Annotated in this window: 15 protein-coding genes; 4 read left to right on the top strand and 11 right to left on the bottom strand. The window is 40.8% G+C overall.

Annotated features, from left to right (window positions below; translation table 11 throughout):
* Positions 1–2 precede the first annotated feature (2 nt).
* The 8 genes from CWD91_RS04770 to CWD91_RS04735 form a co-directional block, all read right to left on the bottom strand.
* Complete coding sequence (locus CWD91_RS04770; RefSeq protein WP_205164595.1) at positions 3–2,015, bottom strand: hypothetical protein; 2,013 nt, start codon at positions 2,013–2,015, stop codon at positions 3–5.
* 140 nt (positions 2,016–2,155) lie between these two features.
* Positions 2,156–3,934, bottom strand: coding sequence for a right-handed parallel beta-helix repeat-containing protein (locus CWD91_RS04765; RefSeq protein ID WP_103439764.1), 1,779 nt, complete (start codon positions 3,932–3,934; stop codon positions 2,156–2,158).
* Between the two features lie 65 nt (positions 3,935–3,999).
* Positions 4,000–4,821, bottom strand: a complete 822-nt coding sequence (locus CWD91_RS04760; RefSeq protein WP_103439763.1) for a 5'-nucleotidase, lipoprotein e(P4) family — start codon at positions 4,819–4,821, stop codon at positions 4,000–4,002.
* A 93-nt stretch (positions 4,822–4,914) separates the two neighbouring features.
* Positions 4,915–5,838, bottom strand: coding sequence for a metallophosphoesterase family protein (locus tag CWD91_RS04755; protein ID WP_103439762.1), 924 nt, complete (start codon positions 5,836–5,838; stop codon positions 4,915–4,917).
* 28 nt (positions 5,839–5,866) lie between these two features.
* Complete coding sequence (locus CWD91_RS04750; protein ID WP_103439761.1) at positions 5,867–7,105, bottom strand: alkaline phosphatase family protein; 1,239 nt, start codon at positions 7,103–7,105, stop codon at positions 5,867–5,869.
* Positions 7,106–7,232: 127 nt separating this feature from the next.
* Positions 7,233–8,078: a hypothetical protein gene (locus CWD91_RS04745; protein ID WP_157943713.1), complete on the bottom strand. Its 846-nt coding sequence runs from the start codon at positions 8,076–8,078 to the stop codon at positions 7,233–7,235.
* 35 nt (positions 8,079–8,113) lie between these two features.
* The gene (locus CWD91_RS04740; RefSeq protein WP_103439759.1) at positions 8,114–9,886 is read right to left on the bottom strand and encodes a RagB/SusD family nutrient uptake outer membrane protein; all 1,773 of its coding nucleotides are present in this window, start codon (positions 9,884–9,886) and stop codon (positions 8,114–8,116) included.
* A 25-nt stretch (positions 9,887–9,911) separates the two neighbouring features.
* Positions 9,912–13,157: a SusC/RagA family TonB-linked outer membrane protein gene (locus CWD91_RS04735; RefSeq protein WP_103439758.1), complete on the bottom strand. Its 3,246-nt coding sequence runs from the start codon at positions 13,155–13,157 to the stop codon at positions 9,912–9,914.
* Positions 13,158–13,323: 166 nt separating this feature from the next.
* Between CWD91_RS04735 and CWD91_RS04730 the strand changes: the two genes are divergently transcribed.
* On the top strand, positions 13,324–13,932 hold the full coding sequence (locus tag CWD91_RS04730; RefSeq protein WP_103439757.1) for a TetR family transcriptional regulator: 609 nt from the start codon (positions 13,324–13,326) through the stop codon (positions 13,930–13,932).
* Between the two features lie 2 nt (positions 13,933–13,934).
* Here the strand turns inward: CWD91_RS04730 and CWD91_RS23210 are convergent, their stop codons facing one another.
* The gene (locus tag CWD91_RS23210) at positions 13,935–14,180 is read right to left on the bottom strand and encodes a CBU_0592 family membrane protein (protein ID WP_103439756.1); all 246 of its coding nucleotides are present in this window, start codon (positions 14,178–14,180) and stop codon (positions 13,935–13,937) included.
* Positions 14,181–14,732: 552 nt separating this feature from the next.
* Between CWD91_RS23210 and CWD91_RS04720 the strand changes: the two genes are divergently transcribed.
* Positions 14,733–18,035: an amidohydrolase family protein gene (locus tag CWD91_RS04720; protein ID WP_103439755.1), complete on the top strand. Its 3,303-nt coding sequence runs from the start codon at positions 14,733–14,735 to the stop codon at positions 18,033–18,035.
* A gap of 401 nt (positions 18,036–18,436) precedes the next feature.
* On the opposite strand, the gene CWD91_RS04715 is transcribed toward CWD91_RS04720, so the two are convergent.
* On the bottom strand, positions 18,437–19,816 hold the full coding sequence (locus CWD91_RS04715) for a glycoside hydrolase family 140 protein (protein ID WP_103439754.1): 1,380 nt from the start codon (positions 19,814–19,816) through the stop codon (positions 18,437–18,439).
* A 289-nt stretch (positions 19,817–20,105) separates the two neighbouring features.
* On the opposite strand from CWD91_RS04715, the gene CWD91_RS04710 reads away from it, so the two are divergent.
* Positions 20,106–20,570, top strand: coding sequence for a (2Fe-2S)-binding protein (locus CWD91_RS04710; protein ID WP_103439753.1), 465 nt, complete (start codon positions 20,106–20,108; stop codon positions 20,568–20,570).
* 14 nt (positions 20,571–20,584) lie between these two features.
* Positions 20,585–22,807 (top strand): xanthine dehydrogenase family protein molybdopterin-binding subunit, encoded by a 2,223-nt coding sequence (locus CWD91_RS04705; RefSeq protein WP_103439752.1) that lies wholly within the window; start codon positions 20,585–20,587, stop codon positions 22,805–22,807.
* 636 nt (positions 22,808–23,443) lie between these two features.
* On the opposite strand, the gene CWD91_RS04700 is transcribed toward CWD91_RS04705, so the two are convergent.
* The gene (locus CWD91_RS04700) at positions 23,444–25,054 is read right to left on the bottom strand and encodes a sulfatase family protein (RefSeq protein WP_103439751.1); all 1,611 of its coding nucleotides are present in this window, start codon (positions 25,052–25,054) and stop codon (positions 23,444–23,446) included.
* Positions 25,055–25,170: the final 116 nt, after the last annotated feature.

Below are 25,170 nucleotides of genomic sequence, written 5' to 3'. Positions count from 1 at the left end.
TATTATAATTTAAATAATAACGGTTCTTCTCCATTCCAGGTTTTTTGATCGATCAGCTTTCCATTTTTCATTATTTTCACATTCGTGCCTGTTTTTCCCCTTACCACATCGATATCGAAACTATGCCCAAAGGCCTTGATATTCTTCAAGGCCATTTTGTCCCAGTTTTCAGGTAATCTTGGGGAACATAGGAATTTGTTGAATCCTATGGGCTCAATTCCGAAAAGGCCCTCTGTTATAACCCTGCAGTACAATCCACTTTCAGCAGAAAGGTGCTGCTGGTCACCTTCGGGCCAGGCCTCCACGGCATAAGGCACGTGGTCTCCCAATAACCTTTTTCTAGAATAATTTTCCAATGCCCTATAGGCGGTATTCACCTCTCCTGCATTAAAAATACCCCTTAAGGTATATAGGGTAGCTCTGTCCCAGAAAGTTTCCTTGCCAGCTTCCGTATAAACCCCATTTTCGCTCCAAAGATAAGGAGACAAAAGGGCCTGTATTGTCCCCTCTTTACGTTCAAAGATTCCCATGGTCAATGGGATGGATATCCAGGAGCGCAGTTTTTGGTTTCCATCGAAATAGCGGTAGGTTTCAAATCCCTCCATAGTATCCCCAAAATATTTATCTATGGCCTCTCGCAAGGCCACGGCCCTCTCCCTATATTGTAGGGCGAGTTCGGGCTTATTCAACTCGTCTGCAAGATGGGAGGCGCTTATTAATGCCCCATAGGTTAATGTTGAAGTGGTGAGATTGACCTTCCCTGTCGGAAAACGGCCTTCCAGTTCATCGGTGTCCGAAGCAATAACCCCATCTTTTGTCTTGTGTTTTTCACAATATTCCAGCGACCATTTTATTAATGGAAATAATTCTTTGGCCACTTTTTTATTGCCATATGCCAGGGAAAACCTAGATGCCCCATAAGCAATCATGGCCATATCCCCACGGTCTCCAGCACCGTTCCAAATATCGGTCCCCTCAGCAATAATGGAAGAAGGAATGGGCTTGAATTCATCGTTCATAAACCTTGCAAAATGCCTAAAACTATTGATGGCAGATTCGTTACCGTTTTTATTGCCCAAGAAAGGAAAAAACGGGTTTACATATTCTGCCTGATCGTTGGCCCAAATAGCCGCATAATAGGCTCCGCCACCTGGTCCGTGCATCAGTCCTCCCTTGGTGGCATAGATGCTCTCCGTGGCCCTGATTTTTGCAAAGGAGAACATGTGATCTAATATGGGATCTGGGGATTCGAAAACAAGCGATTCCCTCATTTCATTGGTAAAATCTAGTCTCATACCCTCTTCTTTGACAGGATTGCATTGTATGTACAGCTCCTTGTCTTTCCGTCCGGTAATCTGAATTGCAACTTTTACCGACTCCCCGGGACTTAGCTTGTATGTGCCGGGGCGATCCATTTTTGCATCCAGGAAGTACACCCCATCTACCCCTTTACCAGCTTCAGTTCGGTGCTCATAAATTGGAAAACTTACAGTTATTTCCTTTTCCTTCTTGGAGGTGTTCGATATTGTAATCCTTTCAATATAAATCGGCTTGTCCGTACTTGGGAATATGAAGTGATGAGCAGTTATTCCTTCGCTTATCGTAGTATAAAGATTCAAGGTGCCATCCAATTCTACCTTATCTAAATGCTCTGTGCTTATTTGTTCGCCATCAATTGTATATGAAGGTGACATTTCGAAGGTATGTGTTAAACTTGCATGAGTATTATTGGGAATGGTCCTTAACATTGGCCAGACAATCTTGCGGCTCAAATAAAGGTCTCCATTGTTTTTTGAACCATACGATATGATGTTAGAAATTTTAAGACCACTCATTTCTATTTTATCTGTATGGTCGTCATTAACCTGCCACATTATTTTGTCGCCAACAATGGTCCAACGGTCCTTTAATTGATTTGATTTGGCGTTCTTGTTATCTTGTGCCATACCCGTTAAACCGACCATAATTGTTAAAAAAGAGATTATTGCCAGCGGTTTCCTAAATAATTTCATCATTTGTAGTTCTTAAATTAATCTATCGTGTATTAAATATGGTTTTATGTTGAAACGCATTATTCTTGGAATTGACGGACATAATCAGCAAAATGCTTAATGGAGTCCATTCACTGTAAAAACCCATATTTAAATATTATAAATTAGTACATAATATTTGGCAATATAGGATCTTTTTCACCCTTACTTATCGCATTACCACCGTTATTTTCATAAGCTTTTACTCTTTCCGAAGCACCGATTATAATAGGTTCTTGGAAAATATTGGTGAATATATTATCCCTAATCGTAACATCTTCAGAACCTTTAACTGCTATGGCGTGCTTGCCACCACTAATAGTGTTCCCCTGTATGAGAATACGTTTGTGCAGTCCGGGAGTATTGGTATTTGGCGCTTTAACATGAAGTGCAATGGCCGACGCTCCATCCATGGTGCCGTCTTCTGGGCCACCCAGACCACAATTTACAAATTCATTGTTTTCGATAACCACATCCTCTGAAGACGGCCCTTCTCCCCAATCGCCTTCTACGCCTACGTGGATAGCGGTGCCAGTAGTATTTTCAAAATAGTTATCCTTGATAAGTACTTTTCTAGTTTTTACCAATACCGATCTTGCCCGATGAGATCGAACAGTACAGTTGACAAACTCCAATCCAGGGGTCATAGATATATTTATTAGCTTGTAATTACTAATTTCTTTGGGCAGCTGACCATCATATTCTATTTTCACTTTGGATTCCAATGGAAAACTCCAAAATCTACGTACCCTAATATACCCAACTTCTGCCATATTTCCTTTATCGATTACTGCCAAAATATCCCCCTCTTGAGGTTCGTCCAGATAGGTGGAATGGGTGTAATTTTTTCTGTCCACGAAAATATCACAATAGCCATCTATTGTATTATTGGCAATGGTGGTATAATAGGTATGTACATTGGTAGAATCATCGCCCTGTCCTCCAAATTCACATTCATTGAAGCGAATTAAGCCTCTATTTGAAGCAAAATGGGTGGCATCTGTGTTAGTAGATGTATATCTTCCTTTGCTTGGCACAATTTTCAGTCGATTCATGGTAATATCCTCGCTCAAATGTCCAACTATGCCCATACCTGCTTGTGAGTTGATGGTAACATCGTTTAGTACGATGTTTTTTGTTTTGTAGATCAGGATGGCAGGGCGATAATGGAAGCCGGAATAGGTAATGAGTATATCTCCAATTTTGGCCTGTTCCCGAATTCCGTCCCCATAAAATCTTATGGTCTGTGAGTCGATCCATTCAATTCCCTTTTGATAAACACCTGCCCCTGAAAAGGATTTTTTAGCCTTATCATAAATCATAATGCGTAATACAATTTGATCTTTTGCCAAAACCTCATCCTGTGTGTATTTTACATCAACAAAATCCTGTCCTAGATTTATAACCTTTCCTTCATTGTTTGGGCGACGTTTATAGTCTAGGGTGATGCCATTGAGTATAATATTTTGAGCATTTCTAAAGGATAAGGGCTCCATCCAACCGTCACAAATTAGTTGAACACCTTTTGCTTGTATTTCCAAATTCTTAGCGCCCATAAAATCCAGTCCAATAGCGTACTCCTCATTGGGAACAAATAATTGATCTTGAGGGTTTTTACCTAGTTTTCCAGCCATGGCGTTCTCTTGAATTTTAAGAGCGAGGGGGTCGGAGATAAGATAACGCCCTGGAGGAAAGAATAATATTGACCCAGGTGTGGTACGAGCAAGGGCAACAACATTTCTCAAAGATTCGGTATCGTCCTTACCATCATCTGGGAAAGCACCATAGTCGGATACATTAAAAAGCGTTCTTTCTAAATTCTGTTTAGGCTCATGACATCTGTAACCTGCCATACCGATAAAAATCATAAAGGCAATACTTAGCACCCTATTATTCATTTCCATTTATAGTAGTCTTTAAAGGTTTAATAATTAGCAAACCCAAAATGCAAAAAAATTCCTCTTCATTATTAATATTTTTTCAATGACCCTATAATAATTTTTTCTTTTTCTTTTGGCGGCAAATTGTATTGGTAATTATAAATTGCACCGTCCCAATCCCCATACATAGGATTGGGAAGTACAATAAATCTTCTCCCGAACATAGCCGCATTATCCTGAACTTGGTTATTGCGTTCTACCATGGGTTTTTTATCAAAAACAGCGCTAAAATCGCTAAGGTTATCACCTAGCAGAAGAAGGATTTCGTATTTATCAGCAACTTTACTTCTTCTGAGCTCTTTTCCAGAAGTATTGGTTTTCATAGTTAGATGATCATCGGTAGCGTCGGGGAAGCCCCAGCGTTGCAAATCCTTTAGGGTTGAAGTCCTTTCTTTTTCAAGACGGTTAGTTATATAAAAAACAGCAATTCCTTTGCTCTTGGCATAGCGCAAAAAAGATAATGCCCCGGGAATTGTATCACATTCTACCCTTGCCGTCCATTCCATCCAAGAAGAATCACTGTACTCTGCATTGCGCAATGCCTGGTGTACCTGATATGGGCTATTGTCCAGCACCGTTTCATCAATATCCGTTACTATTGCCAATGGTTTTTCAGATGTCTGTTGCACCAAAAAATCCAATCGTAAGCGGGCCAAATTATATGCTTGGTAGCACAATGCCTTATATTCGCCGGCCTTTTGCTGCCATGCCGCTGCCCAACCAGGGCCTTGTAAAACAATTGGTGCCTCCTGTTCAGTCTTTTCAAATTTTTGCTGCACTTTACAGGAATACGCAAGTCCAATAAAAATAAAAAAGATGCTATAGTTAATAGTTTTATTGATTTTCAACATATTGTTGATGTTGTTTTTGAATGAATATTCGCGGGTTCAAAATGTCACAACGGATAATTTTAAAAATACTCCATGATTCAAAAAATTGGGAACTTAATAAGAATGGGGATGATACGTGTTGTCTAAAGATCCGTCGTCAAATAGGTCGATTATGGCATATCCTGGTGGTGTCTCATGGTACCAACTTTTACCGGCAGAATCCTTATTTCCTTCTTCCCACCAAAATCCACTAAGCGCACCATTGCAGAAGTAGTTTACATTATTGTAAACGGCTCGGTCTAGCAAATGCACATGTCCACTTATACAGCTTATTATTTTATCGGGGTGGTTGTGGAATAGCTTTGTAATGGACTTACTGTCTGTGTGATTACCGCCATCAATATGTGTACAAACACCAAGAATCGGATAGTGGGACATTATCAAAATAGGCGTTCCTTGAAGAAGCCCGTTCAAGTCTTTTTCCAACCAACTAAACTGCTCCTCGTCCAAAGTGCCACCGTTACCATTGTTACTGTCCAAAACAACGAAGTGCCATCCTTTTTCGTCAAAACTATAGTACCGTGAAGGCATATCCAATTGCTGAACAACATAATTCTTGCCATACATGGCATCCGTTTTTACCGGAGCGGCCCACCACATATCATGATTGCCCAAACAGCTATAAAGTTTATATTCCAAAAACCCTGAACGCAACTCTTTCCATATCTCCCATTGCGCCATAACACGCTCCCTAGTGATATTGTCATAATCAGCAGCGTAAATGGTATCCCCACCGTTTAGGAAGAAGTCAACTTTGTGTTTCTTTATTTCTTCAAGGCAATTTGTAAAACGCCTCGGGGCATTGTGTTCCGGTCGAATGTGAACATCAGTTATATGGGCAATTCGAAGAACCCGTTTGGGTTTGCTTTCTAATTTGTTCCCTTGGGCAATTGCAATACCACTCAAGGCAGCAGCACCGGTTGCTAGACCCATACTTTTAATAAGATGCCTTCTATTAGGATCGTGCCTATTTCCCATCTTCTCTGTAAATTTTTTAATGTCCCTGTTATTTTTTAATCACCCATGAATTTATGGTATTATTTTTTCCTTCTAGAATAATTTTATAAAAATTTGAGGAATATCCAGATAGGTCTATAAAAGCCTTTTGTGATTTAGTTTTAACTTTTTTCAGTAATAGGTATTCATCCTGACCTCCTTGGCTATAATTGTTTGTCAAAGAAATCCAAATTTTAAGCTTTCCCCTCTTCTCATAAGCGTCCCAAGTAAGCTGAATTTTATTGTCACCCAGAACACCTTTGGCATTCGCAATTGAGACAGGGCCAGTCAATGGCACACCATCGATTTCCCATAATTGATCTTTTTTTGGATGGATGTCCAGATTTCGTAACATCGTAGGCAAAATATCCACAACACCTGGTTCAGTTTTATTAAAATATAGGTTTAAACCTTTCGTGTTGGTAACAATCCATGTAAGGCGCTCTCTATGACTTTGCCCACCATGTCCTTTTCCTGTTTCCTTATTTCTTCCATGGTCCGTAGTAATATAGATTAGCCAGTCTTCTTTATAATTTTCCTTCCTGTACTGCATGGCTTTCCACAAATGACCAATTTGATTGTCCATAGTTCCAACGGCACTATAAAATTGATCACTATCACCAAATTTATGCCCCATGTCATCTGTATATTCCAAATATACCCATGATAGGTCTGGGGCTTTATCTTTAATATATCGGGCAGCTTCCGCCACAACATGTTCATCTATCTTATTGATATAAGAACGGTCTTCATCATGTGGAAAATTTATAGTATCGAGCTCAAAACCATCAAAATAATAGTCCAGTTTAATATTCCCTGTCCCAACCAGGTTTTCCCCTACCAATTTGGTTCGATTGTCCTCCCAAGTGGAGAACACGGCAGTTTTCAACTCAGGGCTGTATTCCTTTGCATACCTAAAAACAGTCCAATAATTATAATTGGGATCTTTAATTCCATTTCCCCATACATTGTGTTTATTCGCCCAAGTACCAGTAAGCAAACTGTTGTACCCAACTGCGGATATAGTTGGTGTTTGGGAATATCCGTCTTTTTCGCCCCCTACATATGCACGGGTATAGCCACCTTCTTGCGATATGGCATCCAAATTGGCGGTCGGAATCTTTTCAATAACATCTGCGGGGATTCCATCCACAATTACAAAGAGTACTTTTGGTGCTTTTTTGGTTTGGGCAATTCCAATAAAACTGAAACAAGTTATTATTGCAATGTATTGTATTGTTTTTATCATTTTCAGATCGTTATTGTATCAAGGGATTTCTTGGTGTTATGAAATTATTAATGAATGGTAAAGATGTGGTTTCTTGGGAAACCACATCTCCTAAAAACAAAAACTAACTCAATCAACTCAATTTTTTTTAAGGAATGGAGATTACATTTTGGGAAGTATACCAATAAACCCAGGAACCTCCGGATTCATAATAAACATCAATAGATACTGTAATTTCTCCAGCGCAAATATTATATGTCCCCTGTCCATTTTGCCTAAATTCATAAACATATCCGTCATTATCGGTCCCTGCCGGGTAGTTATCAAAAGTCGCCGCCCCAGCCGTGCCACCTTCAACCGTTGGAGTAAGGGTTATTCCAAGATTGGCATTTGGAAATGCACCGTAATCAATTAGGTTGCCCGTTAAAGTAACCATAGAATCCGTCACTGAACCCGTCACAGTTTTGTTACCTGCCGAACTAATTAAATTCGGAGCATTGAAAATACTTATCGTCTCACTACATTCGTCATCGATGATTTTTAAGCTAACCGATTTATTGGATTGATTGACAATCCCAACACCTATATCAATCTTGGGATTACTTACACTTTCAATATCAATGGTCAAACTCCTTTCCTGATCACTGTTCAGTAAATTGTCTACAATATTAATAAGTAGCGGCTCCGATTTTATTTCACCGGCTTTAAAGGAGACCGTTGTACTTTCTACATTATAATCAATGTCCTTTTGGGCATTATTTTCCGTGATCTTGACGCTTACAGTGAAATCCTCCTCCAACACGCTTCCATCATACCTAAGGTAAATAGGATAGGCTTCTCCATTGTCAGTGGTATAGGTTTCCTGCACGGTTATCTGAGTTGCTATGAAGGATACAAACTTGTATTTTTCAAAGTCATAGTGGGTTACGTCTTCCTCACACCCCACGCTTAAAAGGACAAAAAATAGAAATATTATGGATTTTATAGTCTTCATTGGTTCGTTGTTAATATTGATTTTTGGATCATTGTTTACCATCCCATTATTTGTTTCAATTGTGGGTTAAGTGCTACTTGGTGCGCCGGTATTGGGCGGTAATAGTATTTGGGTTCCACAAAGCTTGGTTGATCTACCGAGGTGACCATATTCCCAGAAGTTCCATTGGATAAAAATAAGCTTGCGCTACTATCCCCGAAGAAACCGGCTTTGTAATAAATTAAATCAGTACCTAGGGAATTGGTTTCTTTTGGTGAAGGAATATCTTCACTACTGGAAATAATACTGATGTCCACAACACCATCACCTGTCATATCGTATTTCCCAAGACCTGGAAAATACATGCCTTGCGGGATTTCTTCCAAAACCTTCCCGGCATGCCACCTCATAAGGTCGTCAAATCTGAAGGATTCTACGGCGAATTCCACACGTCTTTCCCGTCGGATTTCCATTATAACCCCTTTGTTGCTACCTGAAACATTGGGATAAATATTTTCAAGGATTGGGTCTATATTGTTATTGGCCAGGGCCAAATCTACATTAGGCAGACCTGCCCTAGCCCTCAACTTATTAACGCTGATATCCAAATCGCCCTGCTCAATAGTTCCTATCTCAGCCTTTGCTTCTGCATATATTAATAGTGCTTCTGCATATCTGTATACAGCAACGTCTACCCCAGCACTTTCCACGGTATTGTTATAACCTTTTATTTGGTGATATCCCGTAAAATTTTTGTTCAATTCCAATACATATGGATTTGTACTTCCAGCAGATATCCAGCCCGGATAAACAAAAGTTTGGGAAAGCCTTGGGTCTCTATTTTGAAATTCCTGAACAAAACTAAAGTTGTTGGAACCAGCTTGTTCGCTAAATCGGGTACCATCGGACATTAAGTAAGAGTCCATCAGGGCCTTGGAGGCACTTTGCTCATAATTTCCGAAGACATTGCCATTTCCACTGGTTTTCTTTTTATCAACATCATAAACGTTGACCAGGATTGCTTCGGAAATGCCCGACAGATCATCTGAAGTAAACATAGCCGAATAATCCTGTCCAGGGTTTCCGGTATTATAGATATCAAAATTTCCTGAATCCATTAGTTCCTTTGCCGCATTCATGGCCATTTCAAGATATTCATTTGCGGTACCTTGTAAATTTAGCTCAGAATGATATTTCCTAAAGGTCCCCTCATACAATGCAATCCGTGCCTGCAACATTATAGCGGACCACTTGTCAATGTTCCCATATGCAACATCTTCCCTGATATGCTGGGAAGCAAATTGAATATCGCTAATAATACTATCCACTACCAACGCCCTTGGGTCTCTTGGTTTATACAAGGATTCATCCTCTGGGTCCAAAGTTTGTGAATACCAGGGAACATCTGAAAACCTTTTAACTTTATCAAAGTAAAATTCTGCCCGGTAATATTTGCCAAGTCCTTCGAAATGCATTTTCGCATCCGCCTCTATTTCGGCCTTTTCAAAATTTTCAAGAAAAAAATTGACACTCCTTAAACGGCTCCAGGACCAGCCTGATCCAATATTTTCCGAACTGGGACTACCAATGGTTATATTCTTTATTTCCACTGCACCCGTGGTGGCCATGTCATCTGTTCCCTGGTCACTTAAAAACATGCCAAAACCTGGTAATGAATGTAAGCCATTGATATACAATTGTAGGTCCGATTCCGAATTAAAGAAATTCTCTTTGGCTAATGAGGATTCTGGATTGGTATCCAAAAAATCATCGTTGCAACCCACAAGTGCCAGTAAAGAAATCACTATTATTTTGTACGTATTTTTCATTGTATTATTTTTTTGTTTCAACCATTTAAAAAGTAAGATTCATACCCACCGACAACTTACGATGAAAGGGATAAGCGTATCCCCTACTGCCGGTAGCCTCTGGATCTATATGTTTTTTAATAGAGGACCATTCATATATATTTTCACCTGTTATGAAAAATCTCAATTTGGATATATGCATTTTCTCAAGTAAATTATTTGGCAATGAATAGCCTACAGTAATATTCTTAAGCCTTAAGTACGCAGCACTTTTTAAATATTTGGTTTGTGGAATATCCAACCCTGCGCCATAATTGGAATCGGCCAACCAACTCTGTAAAACAGGATATTCCGCATCGGTATTCGCATCCGCCAAGCCGGCATCTATATAGGATTGAGAATGTTGGGCCCTTAGGGCATCGCTATCAGCAGTACCTCTGTAAAAATCCAAGAGATGGTCGTACATATTGGCATATGGTTGTTGATATGGTCCCCAGAATAGGTAATTGGTAGGATAATAATCCCTTTTACCAACACCTTGTAAAAATCCGCTGACATCAAAACCTTTCCAGGCCATATCCATATTAAAACCTATTTGGTACCTTGGACTCGAATTCCCAATTAATTTTAGGTCTTTGGGGTCATTCGCAGATTCACCACGTAATATTTTGCCGTCACCGTCTTGGTCCACATATTTGGGCCATCCGGGTACAATGGATAAGGCTCCCCAGGGTACAATAGCGGATTCATCGAGTGCTGCTATCTCCTCCTCGTTCTTAAAGAAGCCGTCATTTTCCAATCCCCAGATTTCTCCAACTTTAGCTCCCTTTCTCCATTGTGAAAAAAGTTGTCCGTCATTGTCAAATCTAGTAATCGTAGTTTCATTGTCGGAAAGAATCAAGGAAGTGCCAAAATCAAAGGCGCTACCTCCTAAAATTAGACTGTTCTTATATCCAAGGGTAAATTCCCAACCATAGGTTTGAAGGTCGGCAACATTGGCACTAGGAGGATCTGTACCCAACACCCCAGGTAATTCCTGGCTTGGGGTGAGCATCCCTATCGTATTTCTTATATAATTATCCAATGAAAGGTTCAGGGAATTATCAAAGAATCCTAGGTCCACTCCGAAATTGGTGGTCACCACCTTTTCCCAAGTATAGGTATTTGGATTTATCCCCAATCCAGGTGCGAAAACCGTTTTTGGATATTCTCCATCTATCAAATACCCAGATTGTCCTGTGGACATAGTGTTGATATGCCCATAATTACCCACATTTTGATTTCCCAAGGAGCCTCTGGATATCCTAAATTTTAAATGATTTATCACATCGCTTACTTCTTCACTAAAACCCTTGCTTGCAATCCATGCTAGCGAAACCGATGGAAAAAAGCCATATCTATCCTCTTTTGGGAACCTTGAAGATCCGTCATATCTACCATTCAGCTCTAGAATATACCGATCATTATAGATGTAGTTCAACCTTCCAAAAACACCGTTCAATGCCCAATCGGAATAGGCCCATCCAACGGTTTGCTCGCCAGTAGCCAAAGCAAGGTTGGGAAGATCCGATGAAATTAGATCATCCCTATTGGCCGAGAACCATTCAAATTCATTGACCTCCTTATTGTAACCTACAATAGCCGTAAAATTGTGTTTGTTTAATTCTTTAGCATACGTGGCATAAAGGTTAATTACATTGTATTTGTTCTCTCCCAATGCCTCATAAGCATAATCCTCGCTCACCTGTTCCCTAATATCGTTGGGGCCAAATCCTATTTTATACTTAGTGCCATCCCAATGTCTACGATCAAAATCTTTTTTAAAGGTATGCTCCGCAGTAAGGGTTAAGGCTTTGTCAAATAAATAAAGATTCAATTTGTTCGTGGTCTGAATCCCCGTTTCGGTAATGGCAGTTTTGCCACCATCTATCATTCGCGCAGCGGCTCTACCTGCATCCGAATTGGCCCAGGTGCCATCCGGATTTTTCACAACATCGGTTGGCCGAATATTGTAAATATTTGTTATACCATAGGTAGGTAGGTTTCTATTGGTAAAGGACAAGAAGGTATTGTTTTCAAAATCCATCCATTTATAAGGAGTTATCGAGACTTTTGATCTAAGGGCGTTTCGCTCCCATGAATCTTCCGCCAACCTATTTAATCCGTTTTCCAGAGTGTGGTTTCCGGAAACATAGTAACTTATCACTTCCTTTTTCTCGCTATTGGGGTCCACTATTTCCTTTTTCCCGCTTATAGAAATATTGTGGTTTTGGGAAAAAGCAGAACTATTAAAAAAGTACTCGTTCCAATTCGTATCGCCCATATATTGCCACCTATTAGGGTTTTGAGGATCCAATCTTACATTAGGTACAGTTGGATCGTTGGACCGGTCTCTTGCCCATGCGTAGGTTTCATCTGAATAATTTACATAATCCCACGGCGTATTATTGGTTGCTGTATCCAACAACCTAGAAAAGATGTAGGGATCTGTTATCGGGTCTGGCGTAATGGTAGGTTTTCCCCATATAAAGGAATTGGAATAGGTAACCTTACTTTGCCCTCCTTCTTTGGTTGTTACGAGCACAACCCCAAAAGCGGCCCTAGCACCATAAATTGCTGCAGAAGAAGCATCTTTTAAGACCGAAATTGAGGCTATGTCATTAGGATTCATACGGGTAAGATCTCCTTCCGATGAGGGCACACCATCAATCATGATCAAGGGGCTCCCTCCGTTTATCGAGGTAAAGCCCCGAATATTAATGCTAGCTGTACCTCCAGGAGCGCCATTGGCAAAGGAGATATTCAAATTGGCTACTGTGCCCTGTAATCCTTGTGAAACATTTGCAATTGGCCTGTCCTCCAATTTTTTCATGTCCACAACCGCTACTGAGCCGGAAAGATTAATTTTCTTCTGCGTTCCGTACCCCACTACAACTACTTCATTCAGGGACTGGGAATCCGGAACCAATGAAACATTGACTGTAGATTTGCCTCTGGTCGATACCTCCTGTGGCTGAAAACCAACATAGGAAATAATTAGAACGGCTTCCCCTGACTGAACCTCAATACTGAAATTACCATCAAAATCGGTAACTACTCCTGTCGTTGTTCCTTTCACCAATATACTTGCTCCAGGTAAAGGTTGATTGGTCTCAGAGTCCAATACTACTCCGGTAATAGCCCGATTTTGGGCAAATGAGTGCTGTCCCATAAATAGCATAAATACAAAACCTATCAAGATTTTGATAAATGGCTTGCATTCGGGAAAGCGTTGGTTTTTTTCTTTTTTCATAAAAACGAATTAAAAATTTAAACTATTTGGTTTTGGTTAAATAATCGTCTATTCCCCTGATACGGAATAACAAAAAGCCAAAGTAACAAAATAAATTGATTGATTGACCAATCAATTTAAAATTTTTGTATTATTATTGTTAAGATTATATTAACTTGGGCAGCTAATGGGAAGAAAAAGCTTAAAGAAAGAAAGGCAATCGGAAATTATCGAAGCCTTTTATAAGGTGGCACAAAAGGAAGGATTGGAGAATGTTTCTTTGGCCAAGGTGGCCACTGAAATGGATGTAAACACGAGTCTGGTACTCCATTATTTCAAATCCAAGGACGAACTTCTATTCGGGCTGATCAGTTTTATCCTGGAACGGTATAAAAAGCTCTACACCTCAGAATACAACAAAGAAAGAAGTGGATCCCGATTGGTGAGCATTATAAATAATTTGTTTTCCAGGGAATGGAACGAACTTGTAGATGACGGTGTGTTTTACAGCTGTTTTGCATTGATTTTTCGTGATGAAAAAATAAAATTGGCCTATAAGGAATTACATGATTATTTAAGATTATTACTCACGGAGGTTATAGAAGAAACCAAAAGAAATGGAGAGGTCAATATCCAATGTTCCAAGGAAACGGCAGATTTAATATTTGTTATGGTAGAAGGGGCCTATTACTATCTATCCCTTTTTGAACCTAACGACGAGTATGATTATAAGCTGAAAAAGTACAAGGAGGCTGCCATTGAAATGCTCCAATTTAATAGCCCAATCAAATCCTAATTTTAACCCTTTTTCCTATTTATAATTTTGATGGTAGCATAAACCCCAATAAACATCCAGATAAGGTTGGTAAAAAGGTTAGGCCTGTCCTGCGTGTCGTATGCACAAATAACCAAACATAAACCTCCTGCCACATTCATCAATTGGTAAATAGCACTATTTGCATTAAGCCTATTAATACTTAAAAGGAAGTAAGAAATAATAAAAAGCGCAGAACCTGTCCACCCAATAATTTCGAATATATTCAAATGGTTTTGTTTTTATTTGGGTGGTAAGATACTTCGAATTTTGATATTTGTACTTTCCAATATGCCAAATTCATTTTGTAAGAATCAGATTTCTATTTAATAATTATCCTGTTTTATGAGTGTAATTGAATGAACTAAATACCTTATGGGATTCAAAATCGGGGGAAGTTTAAATTTTTGATTCATAAACTGCAATGATAAGGTTTTACTCCAAATATAGTAACCCACCTCTTATTGGAATAATTGGGGTGTTAAATTTTGAATCAAGCCAATAACTGGCCACACTCCATCATATATTTTGCCAGCCAATATAAACAAAAGAGCAATTTTTCACCAAAGGGGATGCTGTAATTTAGTTATGGCTAAAATGAAAAGGATTCCAATATTCAGGAACATTTTTCACTAAATCTCCAACCTCGGAGTACCTATTCAAACTTTCCCCTCCACAAGATCAGAGCCGCATTGGCATATGGCAATGTAATTCAAAGTGCTATCTTTAAATTTTTATTATCAACCTAATCTCAGAACATTATTTTACAAGAACTACCTCCCATGAAAAATAGTATCCTATTCGCCCTTTTATTACTAGTTTGCCAAACCTCCCATTCACAGGATAAAGAAGAAACCAAGAAAGACAAATGGGATGTGTCCAACCCCGCTCTATCATTTAAAAATGTGTCCATCACTTCGGACGAAGGTTCCTGGATGAGTCTGGATGTAAGTCCTGAAGGTACCCAAATTGTTTTTGACATGCTGGGCGATATTTACACCATGCCCATCACCGGGGGCACCGCTACCTTGATACGGGAGGGACATGCGTTTGAAGTACAACCAAGATATAGCCCGGATGGCAAGAGTATAAGCTTTACCAGTGATGCCGGCGGGGGAGATAATATATGGATCATGAATACGGATGGTACTGAAGCGAAACAAATTACCAAGGAAGATTTTAGGTTGGTAAATAATGCCGTATGGTCCGTTGATGGAAACTATATTTTTTGCAAAAAACATTTTACCTCAACGCGTTCACTAGGAGCAGGCGAAATTTGGATGTACCACAAATCTGGCGGCAAGGGCATTCAACTTACCAAAAAGAAAAATGACCAACAAGATGTTGGGGAACCTTGGGCGTCCCCTGATGGTAAATATGTATACTACAGTGAAGACATATATCCGGGTGGTGCTTTTCAATACAACAAAGACCCGAACAGCCAGATATATGTCATAAATAGATATAACTTGGAGGATGGGGAAACCGAAATGGTAACAGGTGGCTCCGGAGGGGCAATACGCCCCGTAATTTCCCATGATGGCAAGCTAATGGCCTTTGTGAAAAGGGTAAGGGAGAAAACTGTACTCTACCTTCATGATCTTAAATCTGGAAAAGAATGGCCAATAAACGATCAACTGAGTAAAGACCAACAGGAAACCTGGGCTGTCTTTGGACCCTACACTGGGTTCAATTTTACCCCCGATGATAGATCAATCATTATCTGGGCACAAGGAAAAATCCAAAAAATTGATGTTAATTCCCTTCAGGTTACCGACATACCTTTTGAAGCAACCGCCAACCATAAAATCGTAAACGCCTTAAAATTTAAAAACAATGCAGCCCCGGATACCTTTAATCCAAAAGCAATTCGGAACGCTGTAACTTCTCCCGATGGTAAAACTTTGGTTTTCAATGCCGCTGGATACTTATGGAAAAAGTCGCTTCCAAATGGCACAGCGATGCGTCTCACTTCTGGAACAGACCTTGAATTTGAACCTACCTTTTCCAAAGACGGCAAATACCTGGTTTATGTTACTTGGAACGATGAAAAAATGGGAGCTATACAAAGGCTTGATTTAACTTCTCCCAAAAGCAAACCTATACAGATAACCGAAGAAAAAGCCATATACAGAGAGCCTTCTTTTTCGCCTAAAGATATCAACCTCATTGTGTATCGGGAAGAAGCAGGCAACGGGCATCAGGGTTATGTAAATACAAAAGAACCCGGAATTTATTTGTTGGAAGTAAGTAATTTCAAAAAATCAGGTTCGAAATCCAACAAAAAATTGGTCATAAAAGAAGGTGAATTTCCGGCGTTCAATAAGGATGCAAGCAGGATCTATTACCAAACCGGTGGATATCTTTTTGGAGAGCTGACCAAAACCCTGAAATCCGTAAACCTCGAAGGTAAGGAGGCTCGAGAATTGGTAAAATCCAAATATGCGCAAAGAATGATTCCAAGTCCGGATGATAATTGGATAGCGTTTACCAATTTATATAAGGTCTACATCGCAGCATTGCCAATGACAGGGAACACGATTGAATTGGACGGAAAAGCGACCAATGTCCCCGTGGCCCAAGTAGCACGTGATGCAGGAATTAATTTGCATTGGTCCGCCAATAGCAGCAAACTCAATTGGACCCTTGGAGATGCCTATTTTAATACGCCCATTAACCAAAGGTTTTTATTTTTGGAAGGTGCACCGGATTCCATTCCTAAGATGGATACCTTGGGCATTAAAATAAACCTCAGCCTTGCGTCGGACAAACCTAAGGGCACTATTGCTTTTACAGGAGCAAGGATCATTACCATGAATGATGATGAAGTATTGGAAAATGGTACCATTCTCATCAAGGATAATAAAATAACGGGCATTGGTTCCAAGAACACTGTCAGCATACCTGCAGATGCCAAAATTATTGATGTTAGTGGCAAAACCATTATGCCCGGTTTAATAGATGTACACGCACACCTTGGGCATTTTAGATTTGGCCTAAGCCCTCAAAAACACTGGCAATATTACACAAATCTAGCCTATGGTGTCACTACAACACATGATCCATCGGCAAACACCGAGATGGTGTTCTCACAATCTGAAATGGTACGCACAGGAAATATGGTGGGTCCCAGGATTTTTTCGACTGGTGCTATTTTATATGGAGCGGATGGTGATTTTAAGGCTACCGTAAACAATTTGGAGGATGCGCGTTCGGCCATTTTAAGAACCAAAGCGTTCGGAGCTTTTTCAGTAAAAAGTTATAACCAACCTAGAAGAGATCAAAGGCAGCAAATTATAAAGGCCGCACATGAAAATGAAATTCAGGTTGTGCCTGAAGGGGGCTCCACATTCTTTCATAATATGTCCATGATTTTGGACGGACATACCGGAATAGAGCACAATATCTCGGTCGCCAATTTGCATAAGGACGTTGTACAATTGTGGGCCGCTAGCCAAACTGGGTACACCCCTACCTTGATCGTTAATTACGGTGGATTGAACGGAGAATACTACTGGTACCAAACCACCAACGTTTGGGAAGATGAAAAACTCTTAAAATATACACCAAGAGGTGTCATAGACTCCCGGTCCAGACACCGTACTATGGCCCCCCTAGAAGAATATGAAAACGGTCATATCCTTGTCTCCAAAAATGCCAAAAAATTGTCGGACGCAGGCATAAAGGTAAATTTGGGTGCACATGGCCAAATACAAGGTCTTGGGGCGCATTGGGAGCTTTGGATGCTGGCGCAGGGCGGAATGACAAATATGGAGGCCTTAAAAGCAGCGACCATAAATGGGGCAGATTATTTAGGGATGGACGATCAGCTCGGCTCCTTAAAAGTAGGAATGTTGGCAGATCTGATAGTTTTGGACGAAAATCCCCTTGAAAATATTCGAAATTCCAACTCGGTAAGATATACCATGATCAACGGTAGATTATACGATACGGCAACCATGAACGAGGTTGGAAATTATGAGAAACCTAGAAGCGCCTTTTATTGGGAAATGAACGACTATGCCCCTGCTTTTGACTGGCATGGAGAAACCCATTCGGGATGCTCTTGTGAAATTGGACATTGATGCAATAAACCCTCAAACTTAGCGTGACCATGGTTTCTTAGGCTGCTTATTAGGCCTGAGCCGGCCGTAGTCGACAAAGTAAGGTTGCTAACAGTAGTGGATGTTAAGGAAGGTCTTACCTGTACCGAAATCTCAGAATACCGCAACATCTGAATAAAAACAGTGGATAGCTACATTATCCGTGCCTTTGAAATCCTGAGCGAATGACTAAGCACCAGATTGTGGCAACCGTACATTTTTTATTTCAGAATCAAAAGTGACGATCATTTCTAGGCTAACGGTCTAGCCGACAACACTAATAAATGGAAGGTAAAAGACCCTTAACTCTCAATCTAAAAAACTACACCATCATCTGTTCTCCTTGGTAAATTCCAGGGACTCCCAATAAACTTCACCAAGCATCAATGGAAACCTGGCATGGATAAATTAAGGTCAGCGTTTTCCAAGATGAGGATCCAATCCTGACCTCTTCCCGAAGTGGGAGGCTTATAGGTCTGGATACCATCCGTGTCCGAGGTGCTCAAATGATATGACACTCCATATCTTGGGTCGTACCAAATGGCCTTTTTATTTGATCCCGAAACCATTCCTTTGTCAACAGCAAAGGCCTTTCCTCTGGGCGAATAGATCATCGCAAAAGATGAATCAGAGGCCAATACTGCCCTAACGGGTTCGCCATTTTTTTCCATACTATTCATGATCATCTCCGGTTTAGGTGCCAATTTGGAAAAGGAACGCGCCTCCATTAAGGTTCTAAGATGTTTCATTTGATATGCCCCAGGATGATCCAAGGCATCTTTCCAAGGTATTGTGGCCCCAATAATTGGCCTATGATCGGGTGTGTACATCTGCCAAATATTATTGTTCCCATAGGTATGTCCGCAAGCCCCGGAAAAAACAGACCAATAGGCAGCCTGCCTAACATCGTAATCGTCAAAACGATCCATAGGGTCGGTCCCTTTAAAATAAAACCCCACCGGTATGCCTTCATATCTCGGTTCCCCGTCTAAGGTTGGTTTTGTGGTCTCTAGGGCATAATCATGCTCTGCATAAAGTCCGTTGTCATGCCCATGTTGACCGTGTGAGGATTGATACATATTAAAATCCAGCCATTCGGCATCATGAAAATATTCCGAAGACATTCCAGGACCCCTGGGATGGAAGGTGATAAGCTGTTGTCCATTACACCCCTGCCTAATTCCCTCTGCCATTGCTTCCACGATTTTCCTATCATTGTCCGTTCTAATATTCCGATCCCCACCTAAGATCCAAATAATAGGCTTTCCCTTATATCTTTTCCCTAAAAACAATCCAAATTCCTTGGCACTTTCAGGGTTAAAAATAATATCCTTTTCACTCAGGGAACTCCAATAACTACCCCATGTGGGAAGCATTCCAATGACCAGCCCCAGCGAACTGGCCTTATCCACTATGGCATCCACATGTTTAAAATAAGCCTCATTGGGTCTTTTAGGGTCCTTGTTAAATAAAGGCAGGTCACCATTGGCATTGGGGTCGGTTATACCGTTCAGTTCAGACAAAACAACTGCTTGAATAACGGTAAAACCCTTATCAGCACGATTTTTAAGATAATAGTCCGCCTCCTTAATGTCCAGTCTGTGGAATAGCTCCCAAGCCGTATCGCCCAAATAGAAAAAAGGCGTGCCATCGGCCTTTACAATGTGCCTTCCATTTTCGCTTATTTCCAAGGACTGCCCGGCAACCGATTGAAAATACAAAATCACAAAAACCAAGATAATATAAACGTGTAGTTTTCCCATAGAATTTCATAAATACTCCGTAATATCAAAAATTATTGGATATTAAATTAATTAAATTAAAATTAAACATTTTTTTGCTTAAACCCTTGATTTTAAAGTATTAGGCATTAGTGCATAACAATCCTCTGATTCCAGATTTTCAATAAAAACGTTCCTGTATTATAATTGTAGGGACAATTTCCAATGTTTGGCTAAAAATTCACCAATCCGCTAATTCCTGCCTACTAGAACTGCCCCTGCATTTGTTTTAGAAAAGCAATTCATTATCTTAGAAGCTAAACTTGTTAGCATGCCAACCTACCACCTCAACATCAATGGCTCCCAAAAAAGGATCGAGACAGAATCCGATACCCCCTTACTCTATGTTTTGAGGGATTATCTGGAACTGAACGGACCTACGTATGGGTGTGGCCTTGCTCAATGCGGAAGCTGTACAGTGTTGGTAAATGGCAGTGCTACTACCAGTTGTATGCTACCGGTATCGTCTATTGGGGAAGCTGAAATAACCACCATGGAAGGTCTTGTAAGTGATGACGGAAATCTTCATCCCGTTCAGCAGGCATTTGTACAGGAGCAAGCCGCCCAGTGCGGTTATTGCCTCAATGGGATGGTGATGGCTACTATAAGCCTGCTAAACAAAAACCCTAGTCCAGATGATGCGGAAATTAAAAATGCCCTGCAAGGCAACCTATGCCGTTGTGGAAGCCATACCAGAATAATCAAGGCTGTTAAAACCGCGGCCAAAAGCCTCTAAACCATACCTACACTATGACAGCGCTACCCCTTCAATCCAGAAGAAAATTTATCAAAAACATGGGTTATATCAGTGTAGGGTTCTCACTCCTTGGGGCTTGCATAGGTGCGGAAGACCCTACCATAGCTTCCCGTGTTACTTATGACGGCAAACTTCCGGGCAGTATAGGACGTACCAATACCGTTAACGCCTGGTTGGAAATATTGGAAGATGGAAGAATTAGGGTATTATCGGGAAAAGTAGAATTGGGACAGGGAATACGCACCGCCATCCAGCAAGTTGCGGCAGAAGAATTGGATATGGATTTGAACAAAGTTCAAGTGCATTTGGCAGAGACCGGGCTAACGCCAAATGAAGGCTATACCGGCGCCAGTGCTTCCATTCAATACAGTGCTATGTCCGTACGTTTTGCAGCGGCTACCGCAAGACAGGAATTACTGGAGTTGGCGCGTAAAAAACTAAATACTCCCATTGCCGACCTGCTTCTATTCAATGGCGTTGTTAAATCGAAACTGAGCAACAAATCCCTCACTTTTGCCGAAATCCTCGAAGGTGAACAAATAAAAAGGGAAGTGAGCATTCCCGTACCCATTAAAAACAAGGCTGAACACCGCTACGTTGGAAAAGCGATACCAAGAACTGATATAGGAGAAATGGTTCGAGGGCAGGGGGGCTATATTCAAGATTTGCGCTTTCCCGGCATGGTACATGCCAGGGTGGTAAGACCACCTGGATATGAATCAAAACTGATTACTCTTGATGGGAATGGCTTAAAAGCGGAAGTTCCAGGGGTCATTAAAACAGTAATAAAAGGAAGTTTTGTGGGTGTAATTACCGAAAGGGAACATCAAGCAATTAAAGCAGAACAATACCTTAAGAACCACTCTGAATGGACTACTTCGACACCTTTTCCGGAACCAAAAAATCTGTTTACACATATCAAAGGGATTTCCGATGATCCCGAAACGATTAGGAATGAAGGTAATGTGGAGTTAGCGATTAAAGATGTAAAAACTATTAAAGCGAGATATACCAAACCTTATATAAAGCACGCTTCTTTAGGCCCGGCATGTGGGTTGGCCATGTTTGATGGTGAAGTATTGCACATCTGGTCCCATAGTCAGGGTATATATCCTTTGCGGGAGGCATTGGCGGCCATGTTGTCTATGGAGGCCGATAAAATACATATTATAGCTGTTCCGGGGGCAGGTTGTTTTGGTCATAGCACGGCTGATGATGCTGCAACCGACGCCGCCCTTATGGCATTGGAACACCCCAATATACATGTTCGGGTGCAATGGTCCAGACATGATGAACATGCGTGGGACCCCTACGGTCCGGCTATGATTGCCGAATTGGAAGCCAGCTTGGATGAAAATAATAGAATAAATTATTGGAAGGCCGAGGTGTGGACGGACTCCCATAGCCAACGTCCCAATAAGGATGCTGGGACGGTATTGGCAGCACGACATTTGGAAACGCCTTTCGAAATGAACTCGAGAGGGTACTTGGGAGGAGGCCATAGAAACGCCGATCCTTACTACAACATTCCCAACATGAAGGTTAATGCCCATTACTACAAAGGGCCATTTCGTGTTTCCTCATTGCGCAGTTTGGGGTCTTTCACCAATATATTTGCCATAGAATCATTTATGGATGCCTTGGCCGAAAAGGCTGGACAAGACCCCTTGGATTTCCGTCTAAATCATTTGGAAGACGAAAGGGCCGTTGCCGTCATCCAGAAGGTGAAAGAACTAACCGCTTCCCAAAATATAGCCGATGATCAAGGTGTTGGCTATGCCTTTATGAGGTATAAGAATACGGACGCCTATATTGCTATGGCTGCCAAAGTTGCCGTAAATAAGGTCATGGGCAATATTGAACTTATTAAAATGTGGGCGGCAGTAGATGTAGGCGAAGTGATCAATATGGATGGGATTACCAATCAAGTTGAAGGAGGCATGATCCAGGCGGCCAGCTGGACCCTAAAGGAGCAGGTGACCTTCAATACGAAGGAAATAACTAGTACAGACTGGTTAAAATACCCCATTCTACGATTTTCACAAATACCTGAAGTGGAGGTTGCCATTATCAATCGCCCTGAGGAGGATGCCAAGGGTGTGGGAGAAGTGCCTATGCCTCCAACCGCTGCGGCAATTGCCAATGCCATCTTTAAGGCTTGCGGAAAACGGGTGAATGATCTGCCGATTACGCCAGAGAAAATTTTGAATGCATAAACCCAATATTCTAAGATCCCATACGGTCATACAAATTATAATAGAATAGGTCATTTCGACAGAGCGAAGTATGAGCGACGAGAAATCCAAGTTTCAGCATATGCAAATTACACTAGCAGCTTAAAAAAGTTACTTAGGTTTACACGGGAGGAACCCATTCATCCATAAAAATAAATTAAAGATGCCAAAAATCAAAAACCCAGCTTGTGCTACTTCTTAATCGTTGCAAAAAAAAACAACTCATTTCGAAGTGACCTCCTCAGTCATTTCGACCGGAGGGAGAAATCACACAAGTAGCGCAACCAAAACATCAATTGCGTACACAAATTCTCGAAACCCGAAAAGTAAATAGCCTTCGCCAAAACCCAACTTGTGCGACTTCTCGTCGTCCCAAAAAAGGGACTCTGTCGAAGTGACTCCCACCTTTTATCTCTATAGAAAAATCAAAATGACAAACTTTGGATTCATTATCCTATACCAATTAAAAAATCTGATTGTTATAGATTTCCACGTTAGGCTTATCAGAAGAAATAAAATACTTCTTCTTTTCCCTCGCCACCTTATAATAATTTGACAAAAAAAGCGGGATATAATACCCGCTAATTTTTTAATAACCATTTCATTAAATGGAACCCTCTAGTACTTCTTGGATTGTTCAATGTACTTATCATCCAGTTCCTTGGAATCCTTGTATTTTGTCCGTAGTTGGGCCAGTTTTTCCCTTAGTTCCTTTACAACCTCTGCATAGGCTGGATCATCATATACATTGTTCATCTCCCTGGGGTCTTTTTTACGGTCGTATAATTCCCATTCATCCACATCATAATAAAAATGTGCCAATTTGTACTCCTTGGTAACAATGCCATAGTGACGTTTTACCATATGCACACTGGGATACTCATAATAGTGGTAATAAACCGCCTCCCTTTTCCATTGGTCGCTTTGCCCCTTTAACAATGGCATTAGGCTTTCACCCTGCATATCAGCAGGGGCCTCTATTTGTGCCGCCTCCAAAAATGTCTGGGCAAAATCGAGGTTCTGCACCATTTCTTCCTCAGTGGTTCCTGGTTTAATTTCATTGGGCCAGCGAATCAACAAGGGCGTTTTAAACGATTCATCATAAATAAAACGCTTGTCGAACCAACCGTGTTCCCCTAAATAAAACCCTTGGTCCGAAGTGTAGACCACTATGGTATTTTCTGCCAGGCCGTTGTCATCCAAATAATCCAATACTCTTCCTACATTATCATCCACGGAAGAAATACTACCCAAATAATCCTGCATATACCGTTGGTATTTCCAGGTCATTTTTTCCTTGTCGGTCATGGAGGGCCACTTTTCCTTAAAATCTAGATTAATGGCATCTATAATAGGCTTGTATTCTTGCCTTTGTTTTTCATTTCCACGATTGAATTCGTTATAAACGTCTGCCTGGGAACCTTCCACAAATGGTTCTACGCCTCCCATGGTTTCCAAAGTTTCGGGCCAAATCTTGCTATCATGGCTATACTGCATATGGTACAATAAATTCATCTCGGCCGTTTTGGCCGCAGTGCCCCTATTTTTATAATCGTCAAAAAGGGTCTCTGGCAAGGGAAAGGTTTTTTGGGTATACTCCATAAATTTATCTGCTCTTGGCCACCAAGGTCTATGGGGCGCCTTATGCAGGTACATTAAAAGAAATGGCTTATTGGGGTCTCTTTTTTTATCCAACCATTCAAGGCTCATATCCGTAATAATATCGGTTACATACCCTGTAATGGTAGTATCTCCTTTCTGGGTGATAAAATCCGGATTAATATAATGCCCCTGTCCCGGCAGGATCATAAATTCGTCCACTCCCTTGGGATTGTTTCCAAAGTGTAACTTCCCGAACATCGCAGTTTGGTACCCCGCTTTCTGAAATAGTTGAGGAAAAGTAACCTGAGTGGTATCAAATGGATTGTGGTTATCAATTTTTCCGTTAATGTGGGTGTGCTTCCCTGTGAGAATAGTGGCCCTGGACGGGGCACAGATAGAATTGGTGACACTGGCATTTCTGAACAGAATTCCTTCCTTGGCCAAACGATCAATATTTGGGGTCTGAATTAGGTGGTCACTATATGAACTTATGGCCTGATAGGCATGGTCATCGGACATGATGAACAGGATGTTGGGTTTCTTAGGTTTTTTGTCCTCCTTCTCTGCACAGCTGTGAAACAACAAAAGGCATAGTGTAAATAGTGTAAATAATGGTAATGCTTTCATATAGTTTGCTTGAATTGATAAAACTCCTTTTAAAGAGAATCATTAAATATAAACGGTTTAAGGATAAACTTCAAATATTTGTGCCTTATGCACCTTTTGAAAATCATTAGGGCAAA

The organism is Arenibacter hampyeongensis (assembly GCF_002909255.1).
Classification (GTDB): Bacteria; Bacteroidota; Bacteroidia; order Flavobacteriales; family Flavobacteriaceae; genus Arenibacter; species Arenibacter hampyeongensis.
This window is presented reverse-complemented; position numbering and strand designations above follow the sequence as displayed.